Below are 24,279 nucleotides of genomic sequence, written 5' to 3'. Positions count from 1 at the left end.
TATTTCAATGTTTATTCCAGATTTGGACAGATTGCGAAAGATTTTCTCTTCAGAATGCAAAGGGACGCAATTTTTGAGGAGCCTAACTGTCAGAAAACACTATTCCCCCTTCCCATATGCGCTTGTTTTTGCGTATGTATGTTCGACCGTACTTTTTGGATGCTACGTCATCAAGCTGACAAATCAACGGTGTATAACATGCAGGCGTATAATGAAAGGTTGTTCATTCAGGCAAAGCCAGACCCTTGCAGGGCCGGCGGCGCTTAACCAGAGGCTGTTATTCAAGCCCATTCAGACCGACTATGCCAGACACCCAGTTAGCACTCACGCACCCTGCCGCGCCTGCGGTCCGCTTTGAAGATTTCGGACTCTCGCCCGACATTTTGCGCGCGCTCGCCGACCAAGGTTATATCCATCCGACGCCGATTCAGGCCGAAGCGATCCCCATCGTGCTGCAAGGTTGCGACGTGATGGGCGCCGCCCAGACCGGCACCGGCAAGACCGCGGGTTTTTCCCTGCCGATCATTCAATTGCTGCTCGCGCACGCCAGCACCAGCGCTTCGCCGGCGCGGCATCCGGTACGCGCATTGATCCTGACACCCACGCGCGAACTCGCCGACCAGGTTGCCGACAACGTCAAGGCTTATTCCCGTCATACCCCGCTGCGCTCGACCGTCGTGTTCGGCGGTGTCGACATGGCCCCGCAGACGGCGGCCCTGCGCAGTGGCGTCGAGATCGTCATCGCCACGCCGGGACGGCTGCTCGACCACGTGCAGCAAAAAACGCTGAACCTGTCGCAAACCCAGATCCTGGTGATGGACGAAGCCGATCGCATGCTCGACATGGGCTTTCTGCCCGACCTGCAGCGCATCATCAATATGCTGCCCGCGCAGCGCCAGAACCTGATGTTTTCGGCAACCTTTTCGCCCGAGATCAAGAAGCTCGCCAACAGCTTCCTCAAGAACCCGGTAACGATCGAAGTCGCGCGCAGCAATGCGACGGCTGACAACGTCACGCAGGTACTCTACAAGGTCGAAGAAGACGCCAAGCATGATGCGGTCGCGTACATCATTCGCGAGCGTGGACTCAAACAGGTTATCGTGTTTTCGAATACCAAGATCGGTGCATCCCGCCTGTCGCGTCATCTCGAAAAGGAAGGCGTGAAGGCCGCCGCCATCCATGGCGACAAGACCCAGGGCGAGCGCATGGCCGCGCTGGAGGCATTCAAGCAGGGAACCATCGAAGTCCTGGTCGCGACCGATGTGGCCGCACGCGGCCTGGACATCGCAGAGTTGCCTTGCGTGATCAATTTCGATCTGCCATACAACGCCGAAGACTATGTGCACCGTGTCGGCCGTACCGGTCGTGCCGGCGCATCCGGCGATGCAATCTCGCTGTTCAGCGACAAGGATGCCCGCCTGCTGACCGATATCGAGAAGCTGATCAAGCACACCATCTCGCGTCTGCAATTGACCGGCTTTGTTCCGCAGCGCTCCTCGGACCGGCGTCCGCGCTATGAAGAAAGCAGCGACCGCGCAGCTTCTTCCCGCAGCAGCGGCAATAGCAGCCAGTATGGCCGTAGCGCCTATGCACCGCGCAAGGAAAAAATCGATCCCTGGTTCCTGAAACCCTATGAACCGACGGTGCCCGCGCCGCAGCAGGATCAGAATGGCGCATCGGGGCAGGGCGGCAAACCGGCGAAAGCGAAGGTCGCTGCATTGCTGGGTGGTATGCCGAAGCGTTGATATCTCGGCACTTCGGTAATTCGGCATGTCCGGTGAGAACCGGCTGCCCTATTCAGTAGCGCGCGGCCCAGGCAGCAATCGCCCGCTGCCAGAAATTCTCCACCGAAGAAGGCGCATCGATTTCCAGTTGCAGGAAATGCGCCGCCTTCCGCAAGCCGTCGAGTGGCTTGAGCAAGTCTAGAGCCTGCGCGCCGGTTTGCTTCGATAACTTTTTCCCTGCCGCATTGGCAACCACCGGCACGTGCAGATAGCGTGGCGTAGGCAGGCCCAACAAACGTTGCAGCAGGATCTGCCGCGGCGTCGAATCAAGCAGATCGGCGCCGCGTACGACATCGGTTATCTCTTGATCCGCATCGTCGATCACCACGGCCAGTTGATAAGCCCAAAAGCCGTCCGCGCGCTTCAGTACGAAGTCGCCGACTTCGGTATCAAGCTGTTGCGATATCAGCCCCAGCCTCCTGTCCTCGAACAGAATCACTGCCTCGTCCGGCACCCTCAGTCGCCAGGCGCGTGCTGTCTTGCCCGGCGCCAGGCCGGCGCGGCAGGTGCCGGGATAGACCGCTGCGCCGTCGCAGGCTATGCCTCGCTGCGAATCGGCGATTTCCTTGCGCGTGCAGCCGCAGGGATAGGCATGGCTCCCCAGTCGCATGAATGCGGTCTCGTACAGGGGTGTGCGCCTGCTTTGCCAAACCACCTCGCCATCCCATTGCATGCCGAACACCCGCAGGCATTGCAATATCGCTTCCGCCGCGCCGGCGACCGTCCGCGCTTCGTCGACATCCTCGATACGCACCAGCCAGCTGCCATGATGCGCACGCGCATCCAGAAAGCTTGCCATTGCCGCAACCAGCGAACCCTGGTGCAGGGGGCCGGTGGGCGAGGGTGCGAATCGGCCGACATAGGCAGGTCGGGTGCTGGGTGACGTGTTAGTCATGCAATGCAAGATGGTGTGGACAAGAACAAGATATCGGTAACAGAAAAACCGGCAGGCAGCCGACTGGCCGGTCCCCGACATTGTAAACCTCCGGATCGGCCCCATCTGGGAATGATCAGGAAGCCACCGGCAGCCTGTTACGTAAAAGGTAAACCTGGTCGCATATTGCCCACTACCGGCATTCATTCCAGAAAGGACGCAACATGATCGAACTGCGCCGAAGCGAAGAGCGGGGTCACGCAAACCATGGATGGCTGGATTCGTATCACAGCTTTTCGTTTGCCGATTACTACGATCCCAGGCATATGGGATTTGGGCCGCTGCGCGTCATCAACGAAGACCGGGTCGATGGCGGCGCCGGTTTCGGCGCGCACGGGCATCGCGATATGGAAATCATCAGTTATGTGCTCGATGGCGAACTGGCGCATAAAGACAACATGGGAAACGGAAGCGTCATCCGCCCCGGCGATGTGCAGCGCATGAGCGCCGGCCGCGGCATCATGCATTCGGAATTCAATCATGCGAAGGACCGGCGCACCCATTTCCTGCAAATCTGGATCGAGCCCAACCAGTTCGGCATCGCACCCGGCTACGAGGAAAAACGCTTTGACGAATCGGCCAAGCGCGGCCAGCTTTGCCTGATCGCCAGCTCGGATGCGCGCGACGGTTCGGTTACGATCCATCAGGATGCCAGTGTCTATGCCGGCCTGTTCGACGGCAATGAAAGTGCGGTGCTGAAGCTTGCCGCAGGCCGCCGCACCTATATTCACGTGGCGCGCGGTGAACTGACTGTCAATGGCACGGTGCTGCGTGCAGGCGATGCGCTCAAAGCGGTCGATGAAACGCACATTACTTTGGAGAAAGGCTGTGCGGCCGAGGTACTTGTCTTTGATTTGCCCGCGTAATGGGTACCTGTATTGCCGGGCATACAAGCCCGGCGATGTACGCGCGGACATGTCTGTATGGCAAGTACTTGCTTTACTTGAAGAGCATGGCTGACGACTTCCTTTATACTTGCAGCCTTTGATGGCGCCAGCCGGACCTGTTGCCGGACCGCTCGCGCATCACCTCCTTGCCTCGCCTCTTTTCATAGCCATGCCGTCTCCTCAGCAATCCGATTTTCAGCAAGCTTCCCAGACTCTTCGACAGCGCCTCCGGCGCTTGCCGGTGGTCGGGCCAGTGCTCAACTGGGTATCGTCCATTGTGCATATTCGCGCCATCCATGCCCGGACCGCAGAAGAACTCAAACATTTGAGTGTCGTGCAAGAAGCGCATCTCCAGCATTTCACCAAGCGCATTGACCGCTATGACGCACTCGGCATTGAAAACCGCTTCGTCATATTCGACAGCCAGATCCTCAGCGCCGAGCACCAGCTTCAGGATGCACGCAACCAGATCGGCATGCTGGAAAGCCAGCAGCGAGCGCTCGAAGGTCAATTGCACGCACTTGACGCGCAAGTCGGCCAGCGCTTGCAGCAACTTGACATGCGCCTGGCGCAGGTTGAAGCAACTGTCGCGGCCTTTCCGTCGACTATTATTCCTACCGTCCTGCCAACGATACGCTCGGGGAATGCGGAACTTGAAAACCGTATCGCTGCATTGATCCGCGAAGTGCGCCTGTTCGAACAGTTTGCGATGCAGAACGCCGCTCAGGCTTCTCCACCGGCGGTAGCCTCGCCGCAAGTCGACAGCGCCGCCAATGAAGCCTCCGCCTTCGACATGGAAAGCTTTTACGTTGCCTTCGAAGACAAATTCCGCGGCACGCATGACGATATCCAGAACCGTTTGCGCGTCTACCTGCCTTATGTCACCGCATTTGCCGGCCAAGCGGATGCGCGTGTCGTCGATATCGGTTGCGGCCGTGGCGAATGGCTGGACCTGCTGAGGCAGCAAGGCATCGCCGCCACCGGAGTCGATCTCAACCATGCGATGGTCAAGGTATGCCAGGACATGGGTTTGCAAGCCGAATGCGACGACGCGATCGCCTGGCTGCGACGCCAGCGGGAAGGCAGCCTTGCCGCCGTGACGGGCTTCCATATCATTGAACATCTGCCGTTCGGCACGATGGTCGCGTTGTTCGATGCGGCATTGCGCGCATTGAGGCCGGACGGCCTGATCATTTTTGAAACGCCCAACCCGGAAAACGTCATCGTCGGTTCTTGCAATTTTTATTACGACCCGACTCACCAGCATCCGCTGGTGCCGACCGTGATCGAATTCCTCGCGCGCCAGCGCGGCTTCGCTCATGCCGAAATCCTGCGCCTGCATCCGTTTGCCGAAGATCAGCGCATTCACGAAGATACCGATCTGGCGCGCCGCCTCAACCATCTGTTCTATGGCCCGCAGGATTTTGCAATACTCGGCTGGAAAAACCATGCATTGCCGGCAGCAAGGGCAGAAACCGCAGAATCGATGCAAACCGCCGCGTTGCCCGAGCCCGCGCAACCGGCAGCATTGCCGTCGACAACGCCGGCCGCCTGAGCTGCTTGATACCGATACGTTCCGATGCTTGGCACCTTTCGTCTCTTGCTGGCATTGTTGGTTGCGCTCAGCCATGCCGGCGTTGCCATCTCCGGGCTCAACCCCGGCGTCGTGGCGGTCGTGTGTTTCTACCTGATTTCGGGATATGTCATGACCGGGCTGCTGCGTTCGCATTACGCCAGCCTGCCGCGGGTGCCGGCCTTTTATCTCGATCGCGCACTGAGGCTGTTTCCGCAGTATCTGGTGATTGCTGCGCTGACCTTGTCATGGTTCGCCTTGAGCGGAGGTCGTACCGATTTCCTGCAGCACGCACCCAACTGGCACGATCTCTTCAATAACCTGGTGGTCGTTCCGTTGAATTATTTCATGTTCAACGGCAGCGACCAGTTCACGCTGGTGCCGCCGGCATGGTCGCTCGGTGCGGAAATCCAGTTTTATCTGCTGATTCCCTTCTTGCTGTTATGGCGGCTGCGATTGCTCACTTTCGCCGTCGGCCTTGTCGTATTCGGCATGGCGGCATGGGGCATGCTCAATACCGATACCTTTGGTTACCGTCTGCTGCCTGGCGTACTGGTTTTCTTTTTAATAGGATCTGCGCTGTATGAAGTGCGTGGCGGCGGACGCGCCGTATCTATCGTGATCGGCGGCATCGCGATAGCGGCACTTGCATGGTTCATCCTGGGTACTTATGAACGATTGCCGCTCCTTTACAACCGCGAAACCCTGCTCGGCATGGCGATCGGATTGCCGGCGCTGTATCTGCTCGGCCGGCTGCCGCAGCACTGGCTGGATGACCGGCTTGGCGATTTGTCGTATGGCGTGTTTCTGAATCATTTCCTGGTGCAATGGACAGGCATCGGCCAACCCTCAGGGATGGTGGGCATGTCCTTGTACCTGCTGGCCAGCCTGTTGATCGCGGCGCTGACGCAAGGACTGGTCGAGCGACCGGTATTGCGATTGCGGCGGCGCTTGAGGGTGAAGCGGGCATCGCCCCAGCCGGCCTCCTATTCGGCCTGATATTGTGCTATTGGCAGCATGGTGGAAGCCGGTGCCGGCATATCATCCCGTTTGCCGGCCAATCCATGGTCACGGCCGAATCTCCGTCCATAATCGGGTAAGATGACGCGCCACCGCTGCTTGACAGACTAGTCCTTTCCATCATGACCACAACCGCAACCGAGCCAACGACCACGCCGCTGATCTCCATCGTGGCGCCGTTTTACAACGAGGCGGAAGGCATCGAATATTTTCGGGAGGCGATTCTCGCCGTGATGGAGGGCATCGCCGATGTCCGGTTTGAAATCGTCTGTGTCGACGATGGAAGCAAGGACAGTACGCTGTCGCAACTGGTCGCATTGTCAACACGGGATCCGCGTTTTCGCGTGGTTGAACTGACCCGCAATTTCGGCAAGGAAGCGGCACTGACTGCGGGTATCGATTTCGCCCGCGGCAATGCGGTGATTCCCATCGATTCCGATTTGCAGGACCCGCCTGAACTGATTCCGGTACTGATCGACGAATGGCGCAAGGGCGCGGAAGTGGTGCTGGCCCGGCGCGCCGACCGTGGCACCGATTCCTTCCTCAAGCGCAAGACGGCGGAAATGTTTTACAGTTTTCATAACCGACTTTCCAGCGTAAAGATTCCGCACAACGTCGGCGATTTCAGATTGATGGATCGCGTCGCCGTCGATGCGCTCAAGAGCCTGCCCGAACGTCAGCGCTTCATGAAAGGCTTGTTCGCCTGGATAGGTTACAAGACCGTCGTGGTCGATTACGTCCGCAAACCGCGCATGGCCGGCGAGACCAAGTTCTCGGGCTGGAAATTATGGAATTTCGCACTTGAAGGCATCACCAGTTTCAGTACCGCGCCACTGCGCATCTGGACTTATGTCGGCGGCATCGGCGCTTTGCTCACGGTGGCCTATGCGCTTTTCATCATCACGCGCACGCTGATCCATGGCATAGACTTGCCCGGCTATGCATCGCTGCTGGTCGCCATCCTGTTCTTCGGCAGTTTGCAGCTGATCAGCGTAGGCCTGCTCGGCGAATACATCGGACGCATCTATCTCGAAACCAAGCAGCGGCCCACCTATCTGGTCCGCCGCGAACACGGTACGCCCGATGAGTCCTGAAGCCTATCTGGAGATGGCCGAGACGGAAGAGCGGCACTGGTGGTTCGCCGCCCGCCGCACAATTTTGTCGGCGTTGCTCGACACGCTCCCGTTGCCGCCGAATCCGGCCATCCTGGAACTCGGGTGCGGCACCGGCGGCAATCTGGAGATGCTGTCCGGTCTTGGCCGGGTCAGCGCAATGGAAATGGACGAGGTCGCGCGCGGCATCGCGCAATCCAAGAGCGCCGGCCGTGTCGATATTCGCGCCGGCAGCTGTCCCGCAAACATTCCCTTCGCCGGACAACAATTCGATCTGGTGTGCCTGTTCGACGTGCTTGAGCATATCGATGACGACCGTCAAACGCTGTCCGCGATCAAGACGCTGCTTGGGCCCGACGGGCGGGCCGTCATTACCGTGCCCGCCTATCAGTGGCTATGGAGTCGGCATGACGAAGCCCTGCATCACAAGCGCCGGTATACCGCCTCCGAACTGAAAGCCAAGGCGCTGCAGGCCGGCTTCACGGTGGAGCGGCTTTCCTATTTCAATACCCTGCTGTTTCCGCTCGCTGCTGCACTACGCATCAAGGAGCGCCTGACGCGCGGTGCGCCGGCTGGCACGGCGGTGCCACCTGCCGCAGTCAATCATGCGTTTCGCACGGTATTCGGCGCTGAACGTTTCCTGCTGCCGCGTTTAAGCCTTCCGTTCGGCGTGTCGGTGCTTACCGTCCTCAGCCACGCGTGACGATGAGCCGGCAGATACCAGGCCTTCGATGGCGGCAGGCGCAGCGCTTTTTCGTCTCCGGTGTGCTGGTGACGGGATTGCATGTACTGGTCGCCGCTTCGGTGATCCGTTTCCTGTGGCCCAATCCGGCCTATGCCAACGGCATCGCCTTTGTCACCGCAACGGTCGCGTCTTACCTCATCAATACCCGCTGGAGTTTTTCCAGTAGTTTCCGCTCGCGCAGCTTCTATCGGTTTTGCATGGTGGCGCTCGCCGGCTGTCTGCTGGCGATGGGAGTGTCCGGCCTGGCTGACGCTTACGGATGGTCATATTGGATCGGCATCGCGGCTGTCGTGATGGTGGTCCCGCCGGTCACCTTCGTATTGCATAGCAGGTGGACCTACCGATGAAGCGATTTTCACAAGGCGCCGCGTTCGAGGCGGCTCCGTTTCATGCGGAACGGGAAGGCCGGACGACGGATTGGTTCGATACCGCATTGGCTGTTCTGGTCGGCATTGCCGCGTTTCTGCTGAGCACGGGCGGGCGCCTGCTCAGGCCAAAGTATATCGACTGGCTATGGCAACAGGATCCGGCGACGTTTTTTCTGGGCTGGCATTTTTTCCGTAGTACGCCATTGCTGCAATGGCCCTTGGGAGCCAATCCGGCATATGGCGCCGAGATCGGCAGTTCGGTGGTATTCAGCGATTCGATACCGTTGCTTGCGCTGTTGTTCAAGCCCTTTGCCGCGCTGCTGCCTGCGACCTTTCAATACATAGGCTTATGGCTGCTGCTGTGCTTTGTATTGCAGGCGGTATTTGCCGGCAGACTGCTCGCGCGCTTTACCGAAGACCGCTGGCTGCGCGTGGTCGGCTGTGCATTTTTTGCCGTTGCGCCGGTTTTTCTCTGGCGCTTGTATGGACACTATGCGCTATGCGGGCAATGGATATTGATTGCGGGCTTGTGCCTGTATTTTTCCAGATCATTTTCATTCACGCGATGGCTGCTGCTCCTGTCGGCGGCTGCGCTGGTGCATGCCTATCTGTTATTGCTGGCAGGCGCGATCTGGGCCGCCGACCTCCTGCAAAAGCTGGTTCGCAAGGAAATCGGCATGGTTCGGGCTGTCCTGTCGCTCGCCGCGGGAGGCGCGGGCGTGTTGCTCGTGATGTGGGCGGCCGGCTATTTCATGATCGAAGGTGAAGGGCTGAAGGGCAGTGCAACCGTGCTCTACCGGATGAATCTGTTGTCGGTATTCGACCCGGAAGAAATCTGGTCGCGTCTGGCGCCCAATTTGCCGCAGACCGACGGCGACTACGAAGGTTTTGCGTTTCCCGGACTGGGCATGTTGTTATTGACGCCGGTGGCCCTGGTTCTTTACTTGCGCGGGTCGCACAGAAACAGGACTTCGTACCAATGGTTTCCTTTGCTGCTGATCGCCGTCGCGCTGCTCGTCTATGCGGTATCGAACCAGGTGGCATTGGGCGGCACGGAGTGGTTTTCGTATGCATTGCCGGCGCCGCTTGCCGGAATTGCCGCGACCTTTCGTGCGACCGGCAGGATGGCCTGGCTGGCGTATTACCTGTTGTATCTCGGCGTACTGGTTGCCATCTTTACCCGCTTGCCGAAACGGCCCGCATTGCTGCTGTCGCTCGGCTTGCTATGCGTGCAACTGGCGGATACCAACGATGCCTTCCGCTTCTTCCGCGACAAATTCGGCCACGCCCCGGCGCGCGCCGCCGAGCTGCAGTCGCCGATATGGAATGAGTTCGCACGGAAGTACAGACACGTCGTGTATGTGCTGCCGTACAACGCCCCCAAGGGTTATGTGCAACTGGCGTATTTTGTGGGAAGTAACGGTATGACGATCAATGTCGGCTATTTCGCCAGGGTGAGCGAGGCAAGGCAAACCCAGGCACGCCAGCAGGTGGAACAAGCGGTTCGGACCGGCAAGCTGAGTGCGGATACCTTGTACGTGTTCGAGAATGACGAGTTGTGGGAAGTGGCGCAGCGACAGCGAGATAGCGTGGATTATGCCGCAACTACGGATGGATATCGGGTGCTGGCGCCGCGCTTCTTGAACGAGAAAACACAGTAGATTATCGAATCGTCAATACGACAAGCCGGCGTCATTCAACTATCGTAATGAGCTTATCCTCCGCCTTCGGATGCGCGGACAGACCGACCTCGGCCAGGGTAACGCCGGTCTTCATGCGTTCTTCCACCCGCTTGCGGTTTTCGGATTCGGTGGCACGCGTATTCTCTCGATGCCAGAGGTGAAAGACTTCAGTCGAAAAAGCGCCGCCCTTGCGCCGTACGCCATGACGCGCCAGGCGCAATACCAGGTCGGCGTCTTCATGGCCCCAGCCGACGAAGCTTTCATCGAAGCCATCGACCGCCGCGTAGTCGTCCCGCCAGATCGCCAGATTGCAGCTCTTGATGCGGTTCCACTTGACGGCGCGGTAATGGCGCATCGGCGTATCGGGAAAATGCAGCAGCGGGACGACCTTGTTGGTCTTGCCGGTCAGGCGTTGCATCAGCCAGTAAGCGAAACCGCGCCGGTGCGCCGGTGTGGTCGCAGCCCCGGACAGGAGTTCGCCGGTGAATTGTTCGGACAGCAATACCCGGCTGCCCGACACCATGAAGCCGCGCTCGGCTAGCAGGCGGTGACGCGCGACGTAATCCGGCCGGGGTATGCAGTCGCCATCCAGGAATACCAGATAATCGCCCCTGGCTGCGAATACGCCGAGGTTGCGGGCAGCCGATGCCCGGAAACCGTCATCCGGCTGCCAAGCATGGACCAGCCGCCGCAGGCCGGGCCCATGCGGCACTGCCGCAAATGCCTGCAGCGCATTGCGTGTCTGCTGCTTCGAGCCGTCATCCGCGATGATGACCTCGAAATCCGGGTCGGTCTGGGCCAGCAGGGCATGGACCACCGCCGCGAGCGCATCGGGGCGGTTATAGGTGGTGACAATGACCGAAATGAGCATGATGACTGATTGGCAAGGATGGATTGCGTTTATCCCGGCAGGCAACACCGGGCCGGGACGCAGTATACCGGACCGGGCTGTCCGAGCATGTAGGCACTGTTGCCGGCCATCGCTTCCTCTATAATCTACGGCCAGCGACCCGGGACCTCCCGGGTTTCCCTTATTCACCTTCCGGAGGCGCGTCGTCGGCATGACGGCGTACGCGTCCGGGCACCGAGCTGATTTATGAATTTGCCCCCAAACCTGATACGGCTGTTTCGCATGGTAGGGCCGTACAAGGGGCGCCTGCTGCTGGCGTTCATCGGCATGATTATCACCGCCGCCACCGAGCCGATGTTTCCCGCCGTGCTGAAGGTCTTGCTCGACAAGGGTTTCGGCGGCCAGCCGACGTTCCAGCTCTGGCTGGTTCCGGTCGCCATTGTCGGCATTTTCGTACTGCGCGGCATCTCCACCTTTGCCACCAGTTACCTGATGACCTGGATTACCACGCAACTGCTGAGCCTGTTGCGCGGGCAGATGTTCGCGCGCATGCTCGATGTACCGGCGAGTTATTACACGACCAACTCTGTCGGCAAAATCATCAACTCGATGATGTTTGAAGTACAGCAGATCGTCGACATGATCCGCAATGTATTGACCTCGGCGATCCGCGATGCGTTGACGGTGGTTGGACTGATGGGCTATCTGATCTGGCTGAACTGGCGGCTCACCATCATCGCGCTGGTGCTGTTGCCGCTGACCGCAGTGGTGGTGCGGCAGACCGGCAAGCGGCTGCGCCGGCTGACGCGCGAATTCCAGGAGGTCAACAATGAACTGACCCAGGTCATCGAAGAGACGACCCGCGCCAACCAGGTGATCAAGATTTTCGGCGGCAGCCGTTATGAACAAGACCGCTTTGAACGCCGTGCCAGCAAGCTGCGCCGCTATTCGATGCGCATGGCCAGCACCTATGCGGCGACCGTGCCGATCACCCAGGTGATGGCTGCGACTGCCGTCGCGGTGGTCATCGTGATCGCCTTGATCCAGTCGAGCCAGAACCAGACCACGGTCGGCGGCTTCGTCTCCTTCATCACGGCGATGCTGATGCTGCTGGCGCCGCTCAAGCGCGTGGCCGAGGTCAATGGTCCGCTGCAGCGCGGACTGGCGGCAGCCGAGGCGGTGTTCAATCTGATCGATGCCCATCCCGAACGCACCGGCGGCAAGAAGCTCGCCGCCCGCGCCAAGGGCCGTCTGGATTTTGTCGATGTCGGCTTTATCTATCCGGGTCAGTCGCAATCGGCGCTAGCTGGCATCAACCTGAGCGTGCAACCCGGTGAAACCGTGGCCTTTGTCGGCATGTCGGGCGGGGGCAAGTCCACGCTGGTCAACCTGGTGCCGGAATTCCATCGCGCCAGCGCTGGCGAAATCCGCCTCGACGGCGAGCCTATCGGATCGATCGCGCTCGACAGTCTGCGCGCGCAGATTGCGATGGTCAGCCAGAACGTTGTACTGTTCGATGACACGCTGGCTTCCAACATCGCCTACGGCGATGTGGCGCCCGATCGTGCACGCATCGAGGCAGCGGTGCGCGCCGCGCACCTGAGCGATGTCGTGGCCCGGCTGCCGGAGGGGCTGGATACGATGATAGGCGACAACGGCAGCCGGTTGTCGGGCGGCCAGCGCCAGCGCCTGGCGATTGCCCGCGCCATCTACAAGGATGCGCCACTCCTGATTCTGGACGAAGCCACCTCGGCGCTCGATACCGAATCCGAACGCGCGGTGCAGGCTGCGCTCGATGAACTGATGCAGGGCCGCACCACGCTGGTCATTGCGCACCGCCTGTCCACCATCGAACGCGCGGACCGCATCGTGGTGCTGGTCGGCGGACATATTGTTGAAAGCGGCACCCACGCCGGGCTGCTGGAAAAGAATGGCGTGTATGCCAACCTCTACCACCTGCAATTTGCAAAGGAAATCGCATCATGAGCCAAGCCATATCCCGCTTTCCCGTTCCCGAACTGAAAGACTTGCCGGAGGATATACGCACGACGATTCTGGCGGTGCAGGAAAAAGCCGGCTTCGTGCCGAATGTCTTCATCACGCTCGCTCACCGGCCTGCGGAATTCCGCGCCTTCTTTGCCTATCACGATGCATTGATGCTCAAGGAAACCGGCAGCCTCAGCAAGGCCGACCGCGAAATGATCGTCACCGCCACCAGTGCCAAGAACAATTGCCTGTACTGTGTGGTTGCGCATGGGGCCTTACTGCGCATCTATGCCAAGCAGCCGCTGGTCGCCGACCAGGTTGCAGTCAATCATCTCAAGGCCGATATCGCACCGCGCCAGAAGGCGATGCTGGATTTTGCGATCAAAGTCTGCCTCGATTCGCAAGCGGTGAATGACGATGACTATGCAGCCCTGCGCGCTCATGGCTTCGATGACGAAGACATCTGGGACATTGCGGCGATCACCGCCTTCTTCGGCTTGTCCAACCGCATGGCGAATGTGATCTCGATGCGGCCGAACGAAGAATTCTTCCTGATGGGCCGCGTGCCGCGCAAATGACCGTCCCGCTCCAAGATGTGGCCCGTACGCTGGTGATTTCACCCAACTGGATCGGCGATGCGGTGATGGCCCAGCCGCTGCTGCGCGTGCTCAAGGACCAGCATCCGCAGCGGCCTATCGATGTGCTGGCGCCGAAATGGGTGGCGCCGGTATGGCGCGCAATGCGCGAAGTCGATACCGTGCTGGAAGCGCCGTTCCGGCATGGCGCGCTGCAATTGCGCGAACGGCGCGAATATGCGCGCATGCTCAAGCAGCGTGGCTATGCGGATGCCTATGTGTTGCCGAATACACTGAAGTTTGCATTGATTCCCTGGCTGGCCGGTATTCCGAAACGGGTCGGCTACAAGGGTGAGATGCGGTATGGCTTGCTGAATGTGATGCATCACGACAATCGCGATGCGCAGCGTCCGATGGTGTCGTTTTATGCGGCGCTCGCCGACATGCCGCGTGCCGATGTGCCGGCGCCCTCCGCGCTGCCGCGACCGGCTCTTTACGTTTCCGACGAACGCATGCAGGAAGTGGTGTCGCGGGCCGGCTTGCGTGTCGACCGGCCGCTGGTCCTGTTTGCACCCGGCGCCGAATTTGGTACGGCCAAGCGCTGGCCGGCTGCGCATTTCGCGCAACTGGCGATGCGCATCATGCAGGACCGTCCGCAGGTGCAGATTGCATTGATGGGTTCGGGCAAGGATAAGGAAGTCTGTGATGAAATTCTTGCGCAGGCGCCGGGCCTGTTCAATCTGGCCGGGGTGACTGCGCTGGATGAAGCGGTGGCGTTGATTGCGCGGGCCGATGCGATGGTCAGCAATGATTCCGGCTTGTTGCATATCGCCTCGGCGCTCAACCGTCCCATCGTCGCGATCTATGGCCCCACCGATCCGCTGCACGCGCCGCCGTTTTCCGATGTGGCCGAATCGCTGTACTTGACGCTGGAATGCGCGCCCTGCAAACAGCGCGAATGTCCGCTTGGGCATCATCGCTGCATGCGGGAGATTACGCCGGAGATGGTGTGGCAACCGGTGAGCAGGATGATGCAAAAAGACTAGTGCACGCTGTATGGAATATTACCCCTCTCCCGCTGGCGGGAGAGGGGCTGGGGGTGAGGGTGCCTGCAACGGTAACTTGACTTGGCAATCACCCTCATCCCCAACCCTTCTCCCGCCTACGGGAGAAGGGAGAAAAACACAACGCTGATTTGTGGGTAAACCTCAGCGGGAGAGGGGTGAGGGTGGTAGTCAAGACAGCTCAACGTAAAAACCTATATCGATAAATTTATTGGAAACCCCAAGCCCACACCACCCAGCACGTCTACCCGAGGATCTGCGAACCTTCTCCCGACAGATGCGACGCAACATGACCGATGCGGAAGCCTTGATGTGGCAACTGCTGCGCAACCGCCGCCTTGCCAGCGCCAAGTTTCGGCGGCAACATCCGGTCGGCCGCTATATCCTCGATTTTTATTGCGACGACAAGCGTCTGGCGGTCGAGCTGGATGGCGGTCAGCATGGCGAGGCGCTGGTCTATGATCAGACACGCGATGCATGGCTGGAAAATCGGGGGATTCGTGTATTGCGCTTTTGGAATAATGAGGTATTGAGCGAGACTGAGGCGGTGCTGGAGGTGATTTATTCGGCGCTGGTTTGATGGTGGGTGGTTTGGCAGGCACCCTCACCCCAGCCCTCTCCCGCTTGCGGGAGAGGGAGTCCGGAAGTCATCACCTTAGCCAAAATTTCGCATCAAACTCCCCTCTCCCGCGAGCGGGAGAGGGGCTGGGGGTGAGGGCGCTCGCCAATTCCTAAAGCCCGTCCACCCGTCGTAAAACGAACCGCCGCGCTGAGAAAAACTCACGCGCCTGATTGCCGATCTGCGGCGATCGCATCACGACCACGCCGCCGTCCAGCATTGACCACCCAGCGGCAAGGGTTGCCGCCTATGCCATACGCCAGGTCGCCGGGGCGGTCGATTGCCCAGAGCGCAAAATCGGCGCGTTTTCCGACTGCCAGCGAGCCGATTTCATGCTGCAGGCCAAGCGCCGCCGCCGCATTGTTGGTGACGCCAGCCAATGCTTCCAGCGGCGTCATGCGAAACAGGGTGCAAGCCATGTTCATTACCAGCAGCAGCGACGTCATTGGCGAGGTGCCGGGATTGCAATCGGTGGATAGCGCGATCGGTACGCGCGCGGTGCGCAATGCGGCCAGCGGCGGAAGCATGGTTTCGCGCAAAAAATAGAATGCGCCTGGCAGCAGTACCGCCACCGTGCCGGCCTCCGCCATGGCATCGATGCCTGACTGCGACAGGTATTCCAGATGATCGGCGGACAAGCCGCGATAACGGGCAGTGAGTGCGGCGCCGCCCTGATCGGACAATTGCTCCGCATGCAGCTTGACCGGCAAGCCATGGCGTTGCGCCGCCTGGAACACGCGTTCGGTTTGCGCCGCACTGAAGCCTATCTTTTCGCAAAAGGCATCGACCGCGTCGACTAAGCCTTCGGCGGCCAGTGCCGGCAGCATCTGGTCGCACACGCTATCGAGGTAGCGCTCCGGCGCATCGGCGTATTCGGGCGGCAAGGCATGCGCGCCCAGGAAAGTGGTGCTCACGTGCACCGGCAGGTCGACGCCGATGCGGCGCGCGACCCTGAGCATCTTGGCTTCTGTCGCAAAGTCCAGCCCGTAACCGGATTTGATTTCCAGCGTGGTGACGCCTTCGGCCAGCAAGGCGCGCACACGCGGCACACTGGCGTCGTACAAAGCTTGTTCGGTTGCGGCCCGGGTCGCGCGCACGGTCGACATGATGCCGCCGCCGCTGCGGGCAATGTCTTCATAGCTTGCGCCATTGAGCCTTGCTTCGAACTCCGCGCTGCGATTGCCGGCGTAGACGATATGCGTATGGCAATCGACCAGGCCGGGCGTCAGCCAGCAACCCGCGCCATCGTATTCGACCTTGCTGTCGTGGCCGGCCGGCAGTTCGGCGCGTGGTCCGAGCCAGGCGATGCGGCCATCGCGTACCGCGATCGCGGCGTCGGGTATCTCGCCATAGCTGTCGCCATCGGCGAGCGTGGCCAGGTGGACGTTGGTCCACAAGCTGTCCCAGGAAAGTGTTTGTTTATTGGTTGTCGGCATGGTGTTTTTCGGTCAGGCGCGCGATGTACAACGTAGCCGTCGTCGGTGCCGACAGTGCGACATGATCGCCGTCGCTGCTGTCGATCAGCACCGCCTCGCCGCTGCCGCAGTCAAGTTCGCGGCCGGCCAAGGTGCGGCAATGGACGCCGGCACCGCGCGCGTTATAGATGAAGATGAGGTCGGCCTGCATTCCGCATTGCAGCGTGCCGCTGAATTCCAGTTTTTCCAGAGTATGCGTCCAGCTGCTGCGGCGGGTAAAAATGTTCAGATCAACTACTGGGCCATCGAGCAGCGAAGCATGCACCTGCTGTTCGCCGCGAAAGGCGAACGGCCTGGTATCGGCGCTCAGGATGGTTGCGTGCAGACTGTCTATGGCGAGCGCGATGCCATTGCCTTCCACGATGGCAAGCGAACGGTCGAAGCCGGCGAACAGCGAAAACGGTCCGGCGCTTTCAACCCGGGCGGTGCTGATCCGCCATTCGAAGCCTGAATGGTTTGCTCCGGGCGGATACACCGCGATCTGGGTCGAGCTGCCGCCACCATTCTTCCAGGGCATGGTTACAAACTGTTCCGGCGTAAATTTCTGCATATGGCCTCAATGGCCCGCGCGCTCGGCAATCCGTGTCAGCAGCCGTGCGGCGACGCGGGCGGTACGGTGATCGATGTCGTAACCGGGATTGAGTTCGGCGACATCGGCAAGTCGCAGCTTGCCGCTGTTTGCCACGAGGTCCACCACCGGTTCGACGACTTCCAATGGTACGCCACGCGCCGCCGGCGCGCTCACGCCCGGTGCCTGGGCTGCGGGCAAGACATCGAGGCAAATGGTCAGATAGACATGGTCGACTTCTTCAAGGAACGCGGCGACCATCGTCTGCACCTGCTCCAGCCGGCCGATATGCATTTCTTCGTCGAGCAGCCAGCGCACGCCGAATTGCCGTGCGCGGTCGAACAAGGCCTGGGTATTGGCAAAGTCGCTGATGCCGAGACAGCAGTATTTGAAGGGCCAGCCGCGGCGCGCGCAGTCTTCGGCGATTTGCCGGAACGGCGTGCCGGAACTGGCGCGTTCGGCCATGCGCAAATCGAAGTGCGCATCGAGATTGATCACGCCGATGCGCGGCATGTTTTCCACCGATGCAACATGCTGGGCCAGTCCGCCGAAGGAGCCGAAGGCGATCTCATGGCCGCCGCCCATCACCAGCGGCAGGTAACCGCGTTGCAGCAGAGCCGTGATCGCATCGGACAGCGCTTGCTGCGCCGGCTCCAGCGCATCGTCGTCGCATTGCACATCGCCCGCATCGGCGATGGCAGTGCAGCGCCGTACCGGCATATTGGCCAGCACGCGGCGAATGGCGGCCGGGCCGGCCTTGGCGCCGGTGCGGCCATGATTGCGTGCAACACCGGCATCGCAGGCGAAGCCGAGCAGGGCAACGCCCTGGCCGGCAGGACCGGTGCGGTCCGGCGCCAGCGGCTGCACTACCTGATGCCAGCGTTTGCCGGCCGCGCCTTCCTCGGCATCGATGCGGCCTTGCCAGCGCGTCATGTCGGCGGGTTCATGCATGTTGCCTCCTCAAGCGGCGTAAAGTTCTTCAAACAGCGGCTGGCAGGTCGCGCCCAGATCGCCGCGCAACACCAGTTGCTTCGCCGCTTCGATGTCAGGTGCGAACAGGCGGTCCTTGTCATAGAAGTCTACGCGCTGACGCAGGCGCTGGTGCACATCGGCCAGCAGCGGCGAGGTTGCGAGCGGGCGATGGAAATCGACGCCTTGTGCCGCAGCCAGCAGTTCAATGCCGATGATGGTCGCGGTATTGTGCGCCATCTCGTGCAGGCGGCGGCCGGCGAAGGTCGCCATGCTGACATGGTCTTCCTGGTTGGCTGACGTCGGCAGGCTGTCGACGCTGGCCGGATGCGCATGCGACTTGTTTTCGGAAGCGAGCGCGGCCGCGGTCACGTGCGCGATCATGAAGCCGGAATTGAGGCCGGACGACGCGACCAGGAAAGGCGGCAGGCCCGACAGCGTGGCATCGATCAGCAGCGCGATGCGGCGCTCGGACAGCGCGCCGATTTCGGCGATCGCCAGCGCCAGCGTATCGGCGGCGAATGCGACTGGCTCCGCGTGGAAATTGCCGCCGGAAATCACGTCGCCTTCTTCTGCGTACACCAGCGGATTGTCGGTGACAGCGTTGGCTTCGATCAACAGCGTGCGTGCCGCATTGCCGATCAGGTCGATGCAGGCGCCCATGACTTGCGGCTGGCAGCGCAGGCTGTACGGGTCTTGCACGCGTTCATCGTTTTCCAGATGCGAGCGACGGATCTCGCTGCCCTTGAGCAGTTCGCGATAAATCTTCGCAACCGCGATCTGCCCTGGCTGGCCGCGCACGCTATGCACGCGCGGATCGAAGGGCGCGTCGCTGCCCTTTGCCGCATCGACCGACAGTGCGCCGGCGACGGTGGCGGCTTCCAGCATGCGTTCGGCGAGGAACAGGCCGTTGAGGGTCAGTGCGGTCGATACCTGGGTGCCGTTGATCAGTGCCAGGCCCTCCTTGGCGGCCAGTATGACCGGTGTGATGCCGGCGGCGGCCAGCGCTTCCTTGGCCGGTGTGATCTTGCCGTCGACGCGGACATTGCCTTCACCCATCAGTGCGAGCGTCATGTGCGACAGCGGTGCCAGGTCGCCGGAGGCGCCGACCGATCCCTTGCTGGGGATGCAGGGCATGATGCCGGCGTTGAAGTGGGCGATCATGGTGTCGATCACCGAGGCGCGGATGCCGGAGTAGCCGCGTGACAGGCTGCCGATCTTGGTGGCGAGGATGAGGCGGGCGACGTTGTCTTCGATCAGTTCGCCGGTGCCTACCGAGTGCGAGAGGATGAGGTTGCGTTGCAGTTCTTCCAGTTGCTCGTTGGGGATGTGGGTTTTGGCGAGCTTGCCGAAGCCGGTGTTGATGCCGTAGGCGGGGGCGCCGCGTTCGACGATTTTGTGGATCGTGGCGGCGGAGGTGTTGATGGCGGTGTAGGCGGTGGGGGCCAGGGTTAGCGTGACGTTGCCGCGCCAGATTTGGCGCAGGTGGTTGAGAGTGAGTTGTCCAGGTTCTATTGTAAGTTTGCTCATGGTGTCTTCTCTGTCCGGTTCCCTCGCCCTTGTAGGGGGAGGGTTAGGGTGGGGGTGATGCGCTTGAATTGTCGATGTCGGTTGGTGTAGCTCAGCTTATATCTTTTCTTTTGACTTGCTCTTCGGTGATTCAGTGCGGTTTGTTCTTCGTGGATGCTAGCCGGGACTGGCCCCGGCGGGCCACTCACTTTCTTTGCTTCGCCAAAGAAAGTAAGCAAAGAAAGGCGACCCCACTGCCGCCGCCCTTCGGGTTCCCAAAAGAGCGCTGACTCAAGCGGGAAGCGCAGAACTCGCCTGCGGCTCAGACAACTGCGCTTCTTTATCCGCTTGAGTCAGCGCTCTTTTGGCGTCGGCAGAGGGGGAACAGCTACAGCCTCTATGCGCTGGCGGAGTCGGGGGCGGCTCCTTCCCCTTCGGGGAAGATCGGAAGGGGGCGCTCAAACCCTCCGCTTACTACTACTTCACCATCGGCAACTTCAACCCATTACGCTTCGCGCACTCCGCCGCGCTTTCATACCCGGCATCCGCGTGACGCATCACACCCGAGCCGCTGTCATTGACCAGTACCCGTGCCAGACGTTTTGCAGCCGCATCCGTACCGTCGGCAACAATCACCATGCCGGAGTGTTGTGAATATCCCATGCCGACGCCGCCGCCATGGTGCAGCGATACCCAGGTTGCGCCGCCTGCGGTGTTGAGCAGTGCGTTGAGCAGCGGCCAGTCGGACACCGCATCGGTGCCGTCCTTCATGCTTTCCGTTTCGCGGTTCGGGCTGGCGACTGAGCCGGTGTCGAGGTGGTCGCGGCCGATCACGATCGGGGCCTTGAGTTCGCCGCTCTTTACCATTTCATTGAAGGCGAGGCCGGCGATGTGGCGTTCGCCCAGGCCCAGCCAGCAGATACGCGCGGGCAAGCCCTGGAAGGCGATGCGGTCGCGCGCCATATCCAGCCATTGGTGCACGTGCTTGTTGTTCGGGAACAGTTCCTTGATCTTGGCATCGGTCTTGTAGATGTCTTCCGGATCGCCGGACAAGGCGGCCCAGCGGAACGGGCCCTTGCCTTCGCAGAACAGGGGACGGATGTATGCGGGGACGAAGCCTGGGAAATCGAAAGCATTTTTTACACCGGTATCGAATGCGACCTGGCGGATATTGTTGCCATAGTCGACGGTCGGAATGCCCATCGCGTGGAAGTCGAGCATCGCTTGCACATGCACCGCGCAGGATTTCGCTGCGTCGGCGGTCAACTGCGCCTGCTGGCCATGGTCTTGCTGCGCGGCTTTCCATTGCGCGACGGTCCAGCCGATCGGCAGGTAGCCGTTGATCAGGTCGTGCGCGGAAGTCTGGTCGGTGACGAGGTCGGGCTTGATGCCGCCGGCTTTTGCGCGCTTGACCAGTTCCGGCAGGATCTCGGCGGCGTTGCCGAGCAGAGCGATCGATACCGCTTCCTTGCGTTCGGTGTGGTGCTTGATCAGCGCCAGCGCATCGTCGATGTCCTTGGCCTGCTTGTCGACATAGCGGGTGCGCAGACGGAAGTCGATGCTGCTTTGCTGGCATTCGATGTTGAGCGACACCGCGCCGGCCAGGGTTGCGGCCAGCGGTTGTGCGCCGCCCATGCCGCCCAGGCCAGCGGTCAGGATCCAGCGGCCGGCCCAGTCGTCGTTGTAATGCTGGCGGCCGGCTTCGACGAAGGTCTCATAAGTGCCTTGCACGATGCCCTGGCTGCCGATATAGATCCAGCTGCCGGCAGTCATCTGGCCGTACATGAACAAGCCCTTGCGGTCGAGTTCGTTGAAGTGTTCCCAGTTGCCCCATTTCGGCACCAGGTTGGAATTGGCGATCAGCACGCGCGGCGCATCGGCATGGGTCTGGAATACGCCGACCGGTTTGCCCGATTGCACCAGCAGGGTTTCGTCGTCGTTCAGGTCGCGCAGCGTTTCCAGGATCTTGTCGAAGCATTCCCAGTTGCGCGCGGCGCGGCCGATGCCGCCGTACACCACGAGATGCTTCGGGTTTTCGGCGACTTCCGGGTCGAGGTTGTTTTGCAGCATGCGGTAGGCGGCTTCGGTCAGCCAGCTCTTGCAGGTTTTTTCGCTGCCGCGCGGCGCACGGATTTCGCGGCTTGCATCCCAGCGCGGGTCATTGTTCAGTTCGATGTTGTCGTTAACGGTATTCATTTGTCTTCCTTCCATTATTGCAAGCCGAGGTAGGCTTCCGTGAGTTCATGGTTGTTGCGGGCGTCGGCCGCCTTGCCTTGCCAGACGGTGCGGCCGGATTCCAGCACGCACACGTCCTGCGCGACCGACAGCACGCGCTCCGTGTTTTGTTCCACCAGCAAAATCGTCATGCCATCTGCCTGCAACTGCTTGAGCGCGGCATAGCAAAGGTCGATGACCTTGGGCATCAGGCCGAGCGAGAGTTCGTCGATCATGATCAGCCTGGGGCGCGTCATCAGTGCGCGGCCGATCGCCAGCATCTGCTGTTCGCCGCCGGACAGGTTGCCGGCCAGCGAAGTCAGGCGTTCGCCAAGGCGCGGAAACAGGCCGATCACATAGTCGCGGTCTTTCGCAAAATGACTGGCCGGCTGGATCAGGCCGCCGACACGCAGGTTGTCTTCCACCGTCAGGTCCTTGAACAGGCGGCGGCCTTCCGGCGAAATCGCGATGCCGCGCTTGACCCGTTCATGCGGTGGCAGCGTGCTGATGTCATGGCCGTCGAAACGGATGCTGCCGCCTTGCAAGGTGACATGGCCGGCGATGCACATCAGCGTCGACGATTTACCCGCACCGTTCGCGCCAAGCAGTCCGGTGATGGTGCCCGGCTGCAAGGACAGCGACAAATCGCCGACTGCATGGAACACGCCATAGCCGCAGGAAAGATTGTTCAGTTCAAGCATGGATGCCTCCTGCAGCGGTGGGTTCGGCATGCTGCGCCGACAAGGTGTCGCCGCCCAGATACGCGCTGCGCACGACCGGATCGTTCATCACCGCACGCGGATCGCCGCTGGCGATCTTGCGGCCATTGTCGAGTACCACCAGGCGCTGGCAGATACGCATGACTTCGCCTAGGTTGTGTTCGATCAGCACGATCGTCACGCCCTGGCGATTGATGTCGGCGATGGTGCTTGCCAGTGCATGAGCCTCTTTCGAATTGAGGCCGGCCAGCGGTTCGTCGAGCAGCAGCAGTTTGGGGTTCAACGCCAGCGCGCGTGCGACTTCGAGACGCTTCAGGATGCCTAGCGGCTGAATGCCGGGCTTCTGGTCGGCGTACGCTTCAATGCCGACGCGCTGGAGCAGTTCGCGGCCGATGGTTTCTTCCTTGTCTTGCGAGACATGCATCAGCGCCTTCAGCGGCGAGCGCGTGTATTGCGCGCCGGCGGCCAGCGCCACGTTGTCGAGTACCGAGATCTCGCGGAACGGACGGACCAGTTGCTGCGACAGCGACAGCCCTTTCTGGATGCGCTTGTGCGTCGGCAGTGCGTTGATGTCCTCGCCTGCAAGCTCGACCTTGCCTTCGGTCACGCGGACCACGCCGGTGATCGATCGCAGCATCGTGGTCTTGCCGGCCCCGTTGGGACCGATCAAGCCCAGCAGTTCGCCCTGGTGTACCTCGAAGGACACATTATCGATCGCGGTCAGTCCGCCGAAACGCACGGTGACGCCGTCGACTTTCAATAGTGGATTCATGCTCGTCCTCCCTTGGCCGCGCCTATCATGCGCGTGACCAGCGCCGCCATGCCGCCCGGCGAGAAACGCATCATCAGGAACAGCAGGCCGCCATACACCAGCAGCTTGTAATCACCGATGAACTGGAACCAGGCGGGCAGGGCGCTCAGCACCGCCGCACCGATCGCAACACCAGTTACGGAACCGATGCCGCCGACCACCACCATCGACAGCACGGTGATCGATTCGACAAAGCCGAAGCTGTCGGGACCGATGAACTTCAGGTGCTGCGCATACAGGCCGCCGGCCAGTCCAGCCAGCGCAGTGCCGATCGCGAACGCGGCCAGCTTGTAGCGCGGCACGTCGATGCCGAGCACGCGCATCGTGTCTTCATCTTCGGCGACGCCGTTGAACACGCGGCCCATCCAGGATTTGCGGATATACAGGCACAGCAGCGCGGTGGCGATGCACAGCGCCAGCGTCAACAGCATGAAGCCCATCTTCGACAAGCCGGAATCGGGAATCGCCGACACGCCCATTTCGCCGCCCAGCCAATCCTGCTGGCGCACTATGCCGACGAACAGGAAACCGACGCCCATGGTGGTGATCGCGAGGAAGTCGGCGCGCACCCGCAGGCTGGCGAGGCCGACCACCACGCCGATGCAGCCGGCCAGCAGCATGGCCAGCGGCAGCGTGGCGAGGAACGGTATTCCGGCCTTGCACAGCAGCGCAGAGAGATAGGCGCCAATGCCGAGGAAAGCCGCATGACCAAGGCTGATCTGGCCGCAGAAGCCGGTGATCAGGTTGAGCGACAATGCGAACAGCACGCTGATGCACATCGACGTCAGGAGAGAAATTTCGTATTCCATGGCTGT

Annotated in this window: 22 protein-coding genes; 12 read left to right on the top strand and 10 right to left on the bottom strand. The window is 60.9% G+C overall.

Annotated features, from left to right (window positions below; all coding sequences use genetic code 11):
* Positions 1–302 precede the first annotated feature (302 nt).
* Entirely contained in the window at positions 303–1,745 is a 1,443-nt protein-coding gene (locus D3871_RS13175) for a DEAD/DEAH box helicase (RefSeq protein ID WP_119769307.1), read from the top strand.
* 52 nt (positions 1,746–1,797) lie between these two features.
* Here the strand turns inward: D3871_RS13175 and gluQRS are convergent, their stop codons facing one another.
* Positions 1,798–2,679, bottom strand: coding sequence for a tRNA glutamyl-Q(34) synthetase GluQRS (gene gluQRS / locus D3871_RS13170; protein WP_119769306.1), 882 nt, complete (start codon positions 2,677–2,679; stop codon positions 1,798–1,800).
* A gap of 203 nt (positions 2,680–2,882) precedes the next feature.
* On the opposite strand from gluQRS, the gene D3871_RS13165 reads away from it, so the two are divergent.
* The 7 genes from D3871_RS13165 to D3871_RS13135 all read left to right on the top strand — a co-directional run bounded on the left by D3871_RS13165 (position 2,883) and on the right by D3871_RS13135 (position 10,084).
* Complete coding sequence (locus tag D3871_RS13165; protein ID WP_119769305.1) at positions 2,883–3,584, top strand: pirin family protein; 702 nt, start codon at positions 2,883–2,885, stop codon at positions 3,582–3,584.
* A gap of 121 nt (positions 3,585–3,705) precedes the next feature.
* Positions 3,706–5,160, top strand: coding sequence for a class I SAM-dependent methyltransferase (locus D3871_RS13160; protein WP_119769304.1), 1,455 nt, complete (start codon positions 3,706–3,708; stop codon positions 5,158–5,160).
* A gap of 24 nt (positions 5,161–5,184) precedes the next feature.
* Positions 5,185–6,177, top strand: a complete 993-nt coding sequence (locus tag D3871_RS13155) for an acyltransferase family protein (RefSeq protein WP_119769303.1) — start codon at positions 5,185–5,187, stop codon at positions 6,175–6,177.
* A gap of 143 nt (positions 6,178–6,320) precedes the next feature.
* Positions 6,321–7,292, top strand: coding sequence for a glycosyltransferase family 2 protein (locus D3871_RS13150; RefSeq protein ID WP_119769302.1), 972 nt, complete (start codon positions 6,321–6,323; stop codon positions 7,290–7,292).
* A complete protein-coding gene (locus D3871_RS13145; RefSeq protein WP_119769301.1) occupies positions 7,282–8,013 on the top strand; it encodes a class I SAM-dependent methyltransferase in 732 nt (243 codons plus the stop codon). The genes D3871_RS13150 and D3871_RS13145 overlap by 11 nt, the downstream gene beginning before the upstream one ends.
* Positions 8,014–8,015: 2 nt before the next feature.
* Complete coding sequence (locus D3871_RS13140) at positions 8,016–8,402, top strand: GtrA family protein (protein WP_119769300.1); 387 nt, start codon at positions 8,016–8,018, stop codon at positions 8,400–8,402.
* On the top strand, positions 8,399–10,084 hold the full coding sequence (locus tag D3871_RS13135) for a DUF6311 domain-containing protein (protein WP_119769299.1): 1,686 nt from the start codon (positions 8,399–8,401) through the stop codon (positions 10,082–10,084). The genes D3871_RS13140 and D3871_RS13135 overlap by 4 nt, the downstream gene beginning before the upstream one ends.
* Before the next feature lie 31 nt (positions 10,085–10,115).
* Here D3871_RS13135 and D3871_RS13130 read toward each other — a convergent pair whose 3' ends face one another.
* A complete protein-coding gene (locus tag D3871_RS13130; RefSeq protein WP_119769298.1) occupies positions 10,116–10,976 on the bottom strand; it encodes a glycosyltransferase family 2 protein in 861 nt (286 codons plus the stop codon).
* A 225-nt stretch (positions 10,977–11,201) separates the two neighbouring features.
* Here D3871_RS13130 and msbA point away from each other — a divergent pair, with 225 nt between their 5' ends.
* From msbA to D3871_RS13110, 4 genes are all read left to right on the top strand, one after another.
* Entirely contained in the window at positions 11,202–12,941 is a 1,740-nt protein-coding gene (msbA, locus tag D3871_RS13125) for a lipid A export permease/ATP-binding protein MsbA (RefSeq protein ID WP_119769297.1), read from the top strand.
* Entirely contained in the window at positions 12,938–13,519 is a 582-nt protein-coding gene (locus tag D3871_RS13120; protein WP_119769296.1) for a peroxidase-related enzyme, read from the top strand. Before msbA ends, D3871_RS13120 begins: the two co-directional genes overlap by 4 nt.
* The gene (waaF, locus tag D3871_RS13115) at positions 13,516–14,562 is read left to right on the top strand and encodes a lipopolysaccharide heptosyltransferase II (RefSeq protein ID WP_233575597.1); all 1,047 of its coding nucleotides are present in this window, start codon (positions 13,516–13,518) and stop codon (positions 14,560–14,562) included. Before D3871_RS13120 ends, waaF begins: the two co-directional genes overlap by 4 nt.
* A 307-nt stretch (positions 14,563–14,869) precedes the next feature.
* A complete protein-coding gene (locus D3871_RS13110) occupies positions 14,870–15,160 on the top strand; it encodes an endonuclease domain-containing protein (RefSeq protein WP_199724766.1) in 291 nt (96 codons plus the stop codon).
* Between the two features lie 200 nt (positions 15,161–15,360).
* On the opposite strand, the gene hutI is transcribed toward D3871_RS13110, so the two are convergent.
* From hutI to D3871_RS13070, 8 genes are all read right to left on the bottom strand, one after another.
* Complete coding sequence (gene hutI, locus D3871_RS13105; protein ID WP_119769294.1) at positions 15,361–16,635, bottom strand: imidazolonepropionase; 1,275 nt, start codon at positions 16,633–16,635, stop codon at positions 15,361–15,363.
* Entirely contained in the window at positions 16,619–17,224 is a 606-nt protein-coding gene (locus tag D3871_RS13100) for a HutD/Ves family protein (RefSeq protein ID WP_119769293.1), read from the bottom strand. Before D3871_RS13100 ends, hutI begins: the two co-directional genes overlap by 17 nt.
* 6 nt (positions 17,225–17,230) lie before the next feature.
* Positions 17,231–18,193 carry a formimidoylglutamase gene (hutG, locus tag D3871_RS13095; protein WP_119769292.1) on the bottom strand — a complete coding sequence of 321 codons (963 nt, stop codon included), beginning with the start codon at positions 18,191–18,193 and terminating at the stop codon, positions 17,231–17,233.
* Between the two features lie 9 nt (positions 18,194–18,202).
* Positions 18,203–19,741: a histidine ammonia-lyase gene (hutH, locus tag D3871_RS13090; RefSeq protein ID WP_119769291.1), complete on the bottom strand. Its 1,539-nt coding sequence runs from the start codon at positions 19,739–19,741 to the stop codon at positions 18,203–18,205.
* Positions 19,742–20,197: 456 nt separating this feature from the next.
* On the bottom strand, positions 20,198–21,916 hold the full coding sequence (gene hutU / locus D3871_RS13085; protein ID WP_119769290.1) for a urocanate hydratase: 1,719 nt from the start codon (positions 21,914–21,916) through the stop codon (positions 20,198–20,200).
* 14 nt (positions 21,917–21,930) lie between these two features.
* Positions 21,931–22,635, bottom strand: coding sequence for an ABC transporter ATP-binding protein (locus tag D3871_RS13080; RefSeq protein WP_119769289.1), 705 nt, complete (start codon positions 22,633–22,635; stop codon positions 21,931–21,933).
* Positions 22,628–23,425, bottom strand: coding sequence for an ABC transporter ATP-binding protein (locus D3871_RS13075; protein WP_119769288.1), 798 nt, complete (start codon positions 23,423–23,425; stop codon positions 22,628–22,630). The genes D3871_RS13080 and D3871_RS13075 overlap by 8 nt, the downstream gene beginning before the upstream one ends.
* Positions 23,422–24,273, bottom strand: a complete 852-nt coding sequence (locus D3871_RS13070; protein WP_233575596.1) for a branched-chain amino acid ABC transporter permease — start codon at positions 24,271–24,273, stop codon at positions 23,422–23,424. The genes D3871_RS13075 and D3871_RS13070 overlap by 4 nt, the downstream gene beginning before the upstream one ends.
* Between the last annotated feature and the right edge of the window lie 6 nt (positions 24,274–24,279).

It is taken from the genome of Noviherbaspirillum saxi (assembly GCF_003591035.1).
Taxonomy (GTDB): Bacteria; Pseudomonadota; Gammaproteobacteria; order Burkholderiales; family Burkholderiaceae_D; genus Noviherbaspirillum; species Noviherbaspirillum saxi.
This window is presented reverse-complemented; position numbering and strand designations above follow the sequence as displayed.

Excerpts from the sequence above, each read along its gene's own strand:
- hutI (WP_119769294.1), bottom strand. The coding sequence starts at position 16,635 with ATGCCGACAACCAATAAACAAACACTTTCCTGGGACAGCTTGTGGACC.
- D3871_RS13070 (WP_233575596.1), bottom strand. The coding sequence starts at position 24,273 with ATGGAATACGAAATTTCTCTCCTGACGTCGATGTGCATCAGCGTGCTG.
- hutU (WP_119769290.1), bottom strand. The coding sequence starts at position 21,916 with ATGAATACCGTTAACGACAACATCGAACTGAACAATGACCCGCGCTGG.
- hutG (WP_119769292.1), bottom strand. The coding sequence starts at position 18,193 with ATGCATGAACCCGCCGACATGACGCGCTGGCAAGGCCGCATCGATGCC.
- D3871_RS13110 (WP_199724766.1), top strand. The coding sequence starts at position 14,870 with ATGACCGATGCGGAAGCCTTGATGTGGCAACTGCTGCGCAACCGCCGC.
- D3871_RS13160 (WP_119769304.1), top strand. The coding sequence starts at position 3,706 with ATGGCGCCAGCCGGACCTGTTGCCGGACCGCTCGCGCATCACCTCCTT.
- D3871_RS13150 (WP_119769302.1), top strand. The coding sequence starts at position 6,321 with ATGACCACAACCGCAACCGAGCCAACGACCACGCCGCTGATCTCCATC.
- D3871_RS13100 (WP_119769293.1), bottom strand. The coding sequence starts at position 17,224 with ATGCAGAAATTTACGCCGGAACAGTTTGTAACCATGCCCTGGAAGAAT.
- D3871_RS13175 (WP_119769307.1), top strand. The coding sequence starts at position 303 with ATGCCAGACACCCAGTTAGCACTCACGCACCCTGCCGCGCCTGCGGTC.
- D3871_RS13130 (WP_119769298.1), bottom strand. The coding sequence starts at position 10,976 with ATGCTCATTTCGGTCATTGTCACCACCTATAACCGCCCCGATGCGCTC.
- D3871_RS13075 (WP_119769288.1), bottom strand. The coding sequence starts at position 23,425 with ATGAATCCACTATTGAAAGTCGACGGCGTCACCGTGCGTTTCGGCGGA.
- D3871_RS13135 (WP_119769299.1), top strand. The coding sequence starts at position 8,399 with ATGAAGCGATTTTCACAAGGCGCCGCGTTCGAGGCGGCTCCGTTTCAT.
- gluQRS (WP_119769306.1), bottom strand. The coding sequence starts at position 2,679 with ATGACTAACACGTCACCCAGCACCCGACCTGCCTATGTCGGCCGATTC.
- waaF (WP_233575597.1), top strand. The coding sequence starts at position 13,516 with ATGACCGTCCCGCTCCAAGATGTGGCCCGTACGCTGGTGATTTCACCC.
- D3871_RS13155 (WP_119769303.1), top strand. The coding sequence starts at position 5,185 with ATGCTTGGCACCTTTCGTCTCTTGCTGGCATTGTTGGTTGCGCTCAGC.
- D3871_RS13120 (WP_119769296.1), top strand. The coding sequence starts at position 12,938 with ATGAGCCAAGCCATATCCCGCTTTCCCGTTCCCGAACTGAAAGACTTG.
- D3871_RS13165 (WP_119769305.1), top strand. The coding sequence starts at position 2,883 with ATGATCGAACTGCGCCGAAGCGAAGAGCGGGGTCACGCAAACCATGGA.
- D3871_RS13145 (WP_119769301.1), top strand. The coding sequence starts at position 7,282 with ATGAGTCCTGAAGCCTATCTGGAGATGGCCGAGACGGAAGAGCGGCAC.
- msbA (WP_119769297.1), top strand. The coding sequence starts at position 11,202 with ATGAATTTGCCCCCAAACCTGATACGGCTGTTTCGCATGGTAGGGCCG.
- D3871_RS13140 (WP_119769300.1), top strand. The coding sequence starts at position 8,016 with ATGAGCCGGCAGATACCAGGCCTTCGATGGCGGCAGGCGCAGCGCTTT.
- D3871_RS13080 (WP_119769289.1), bottom strand. The coding sequence starts at position 22,635 with ATGCTTGAACTGAACAATCTTTCCTGCGGCTATGGCGTGTTCCATGCA.
- hutH (WP_119769291.1), bottom strand. The coding sequence starts at position 19,741 with ATGAGCAAACTTACAATAGAACCTGGACAACTCACTCTCAACCACCTG.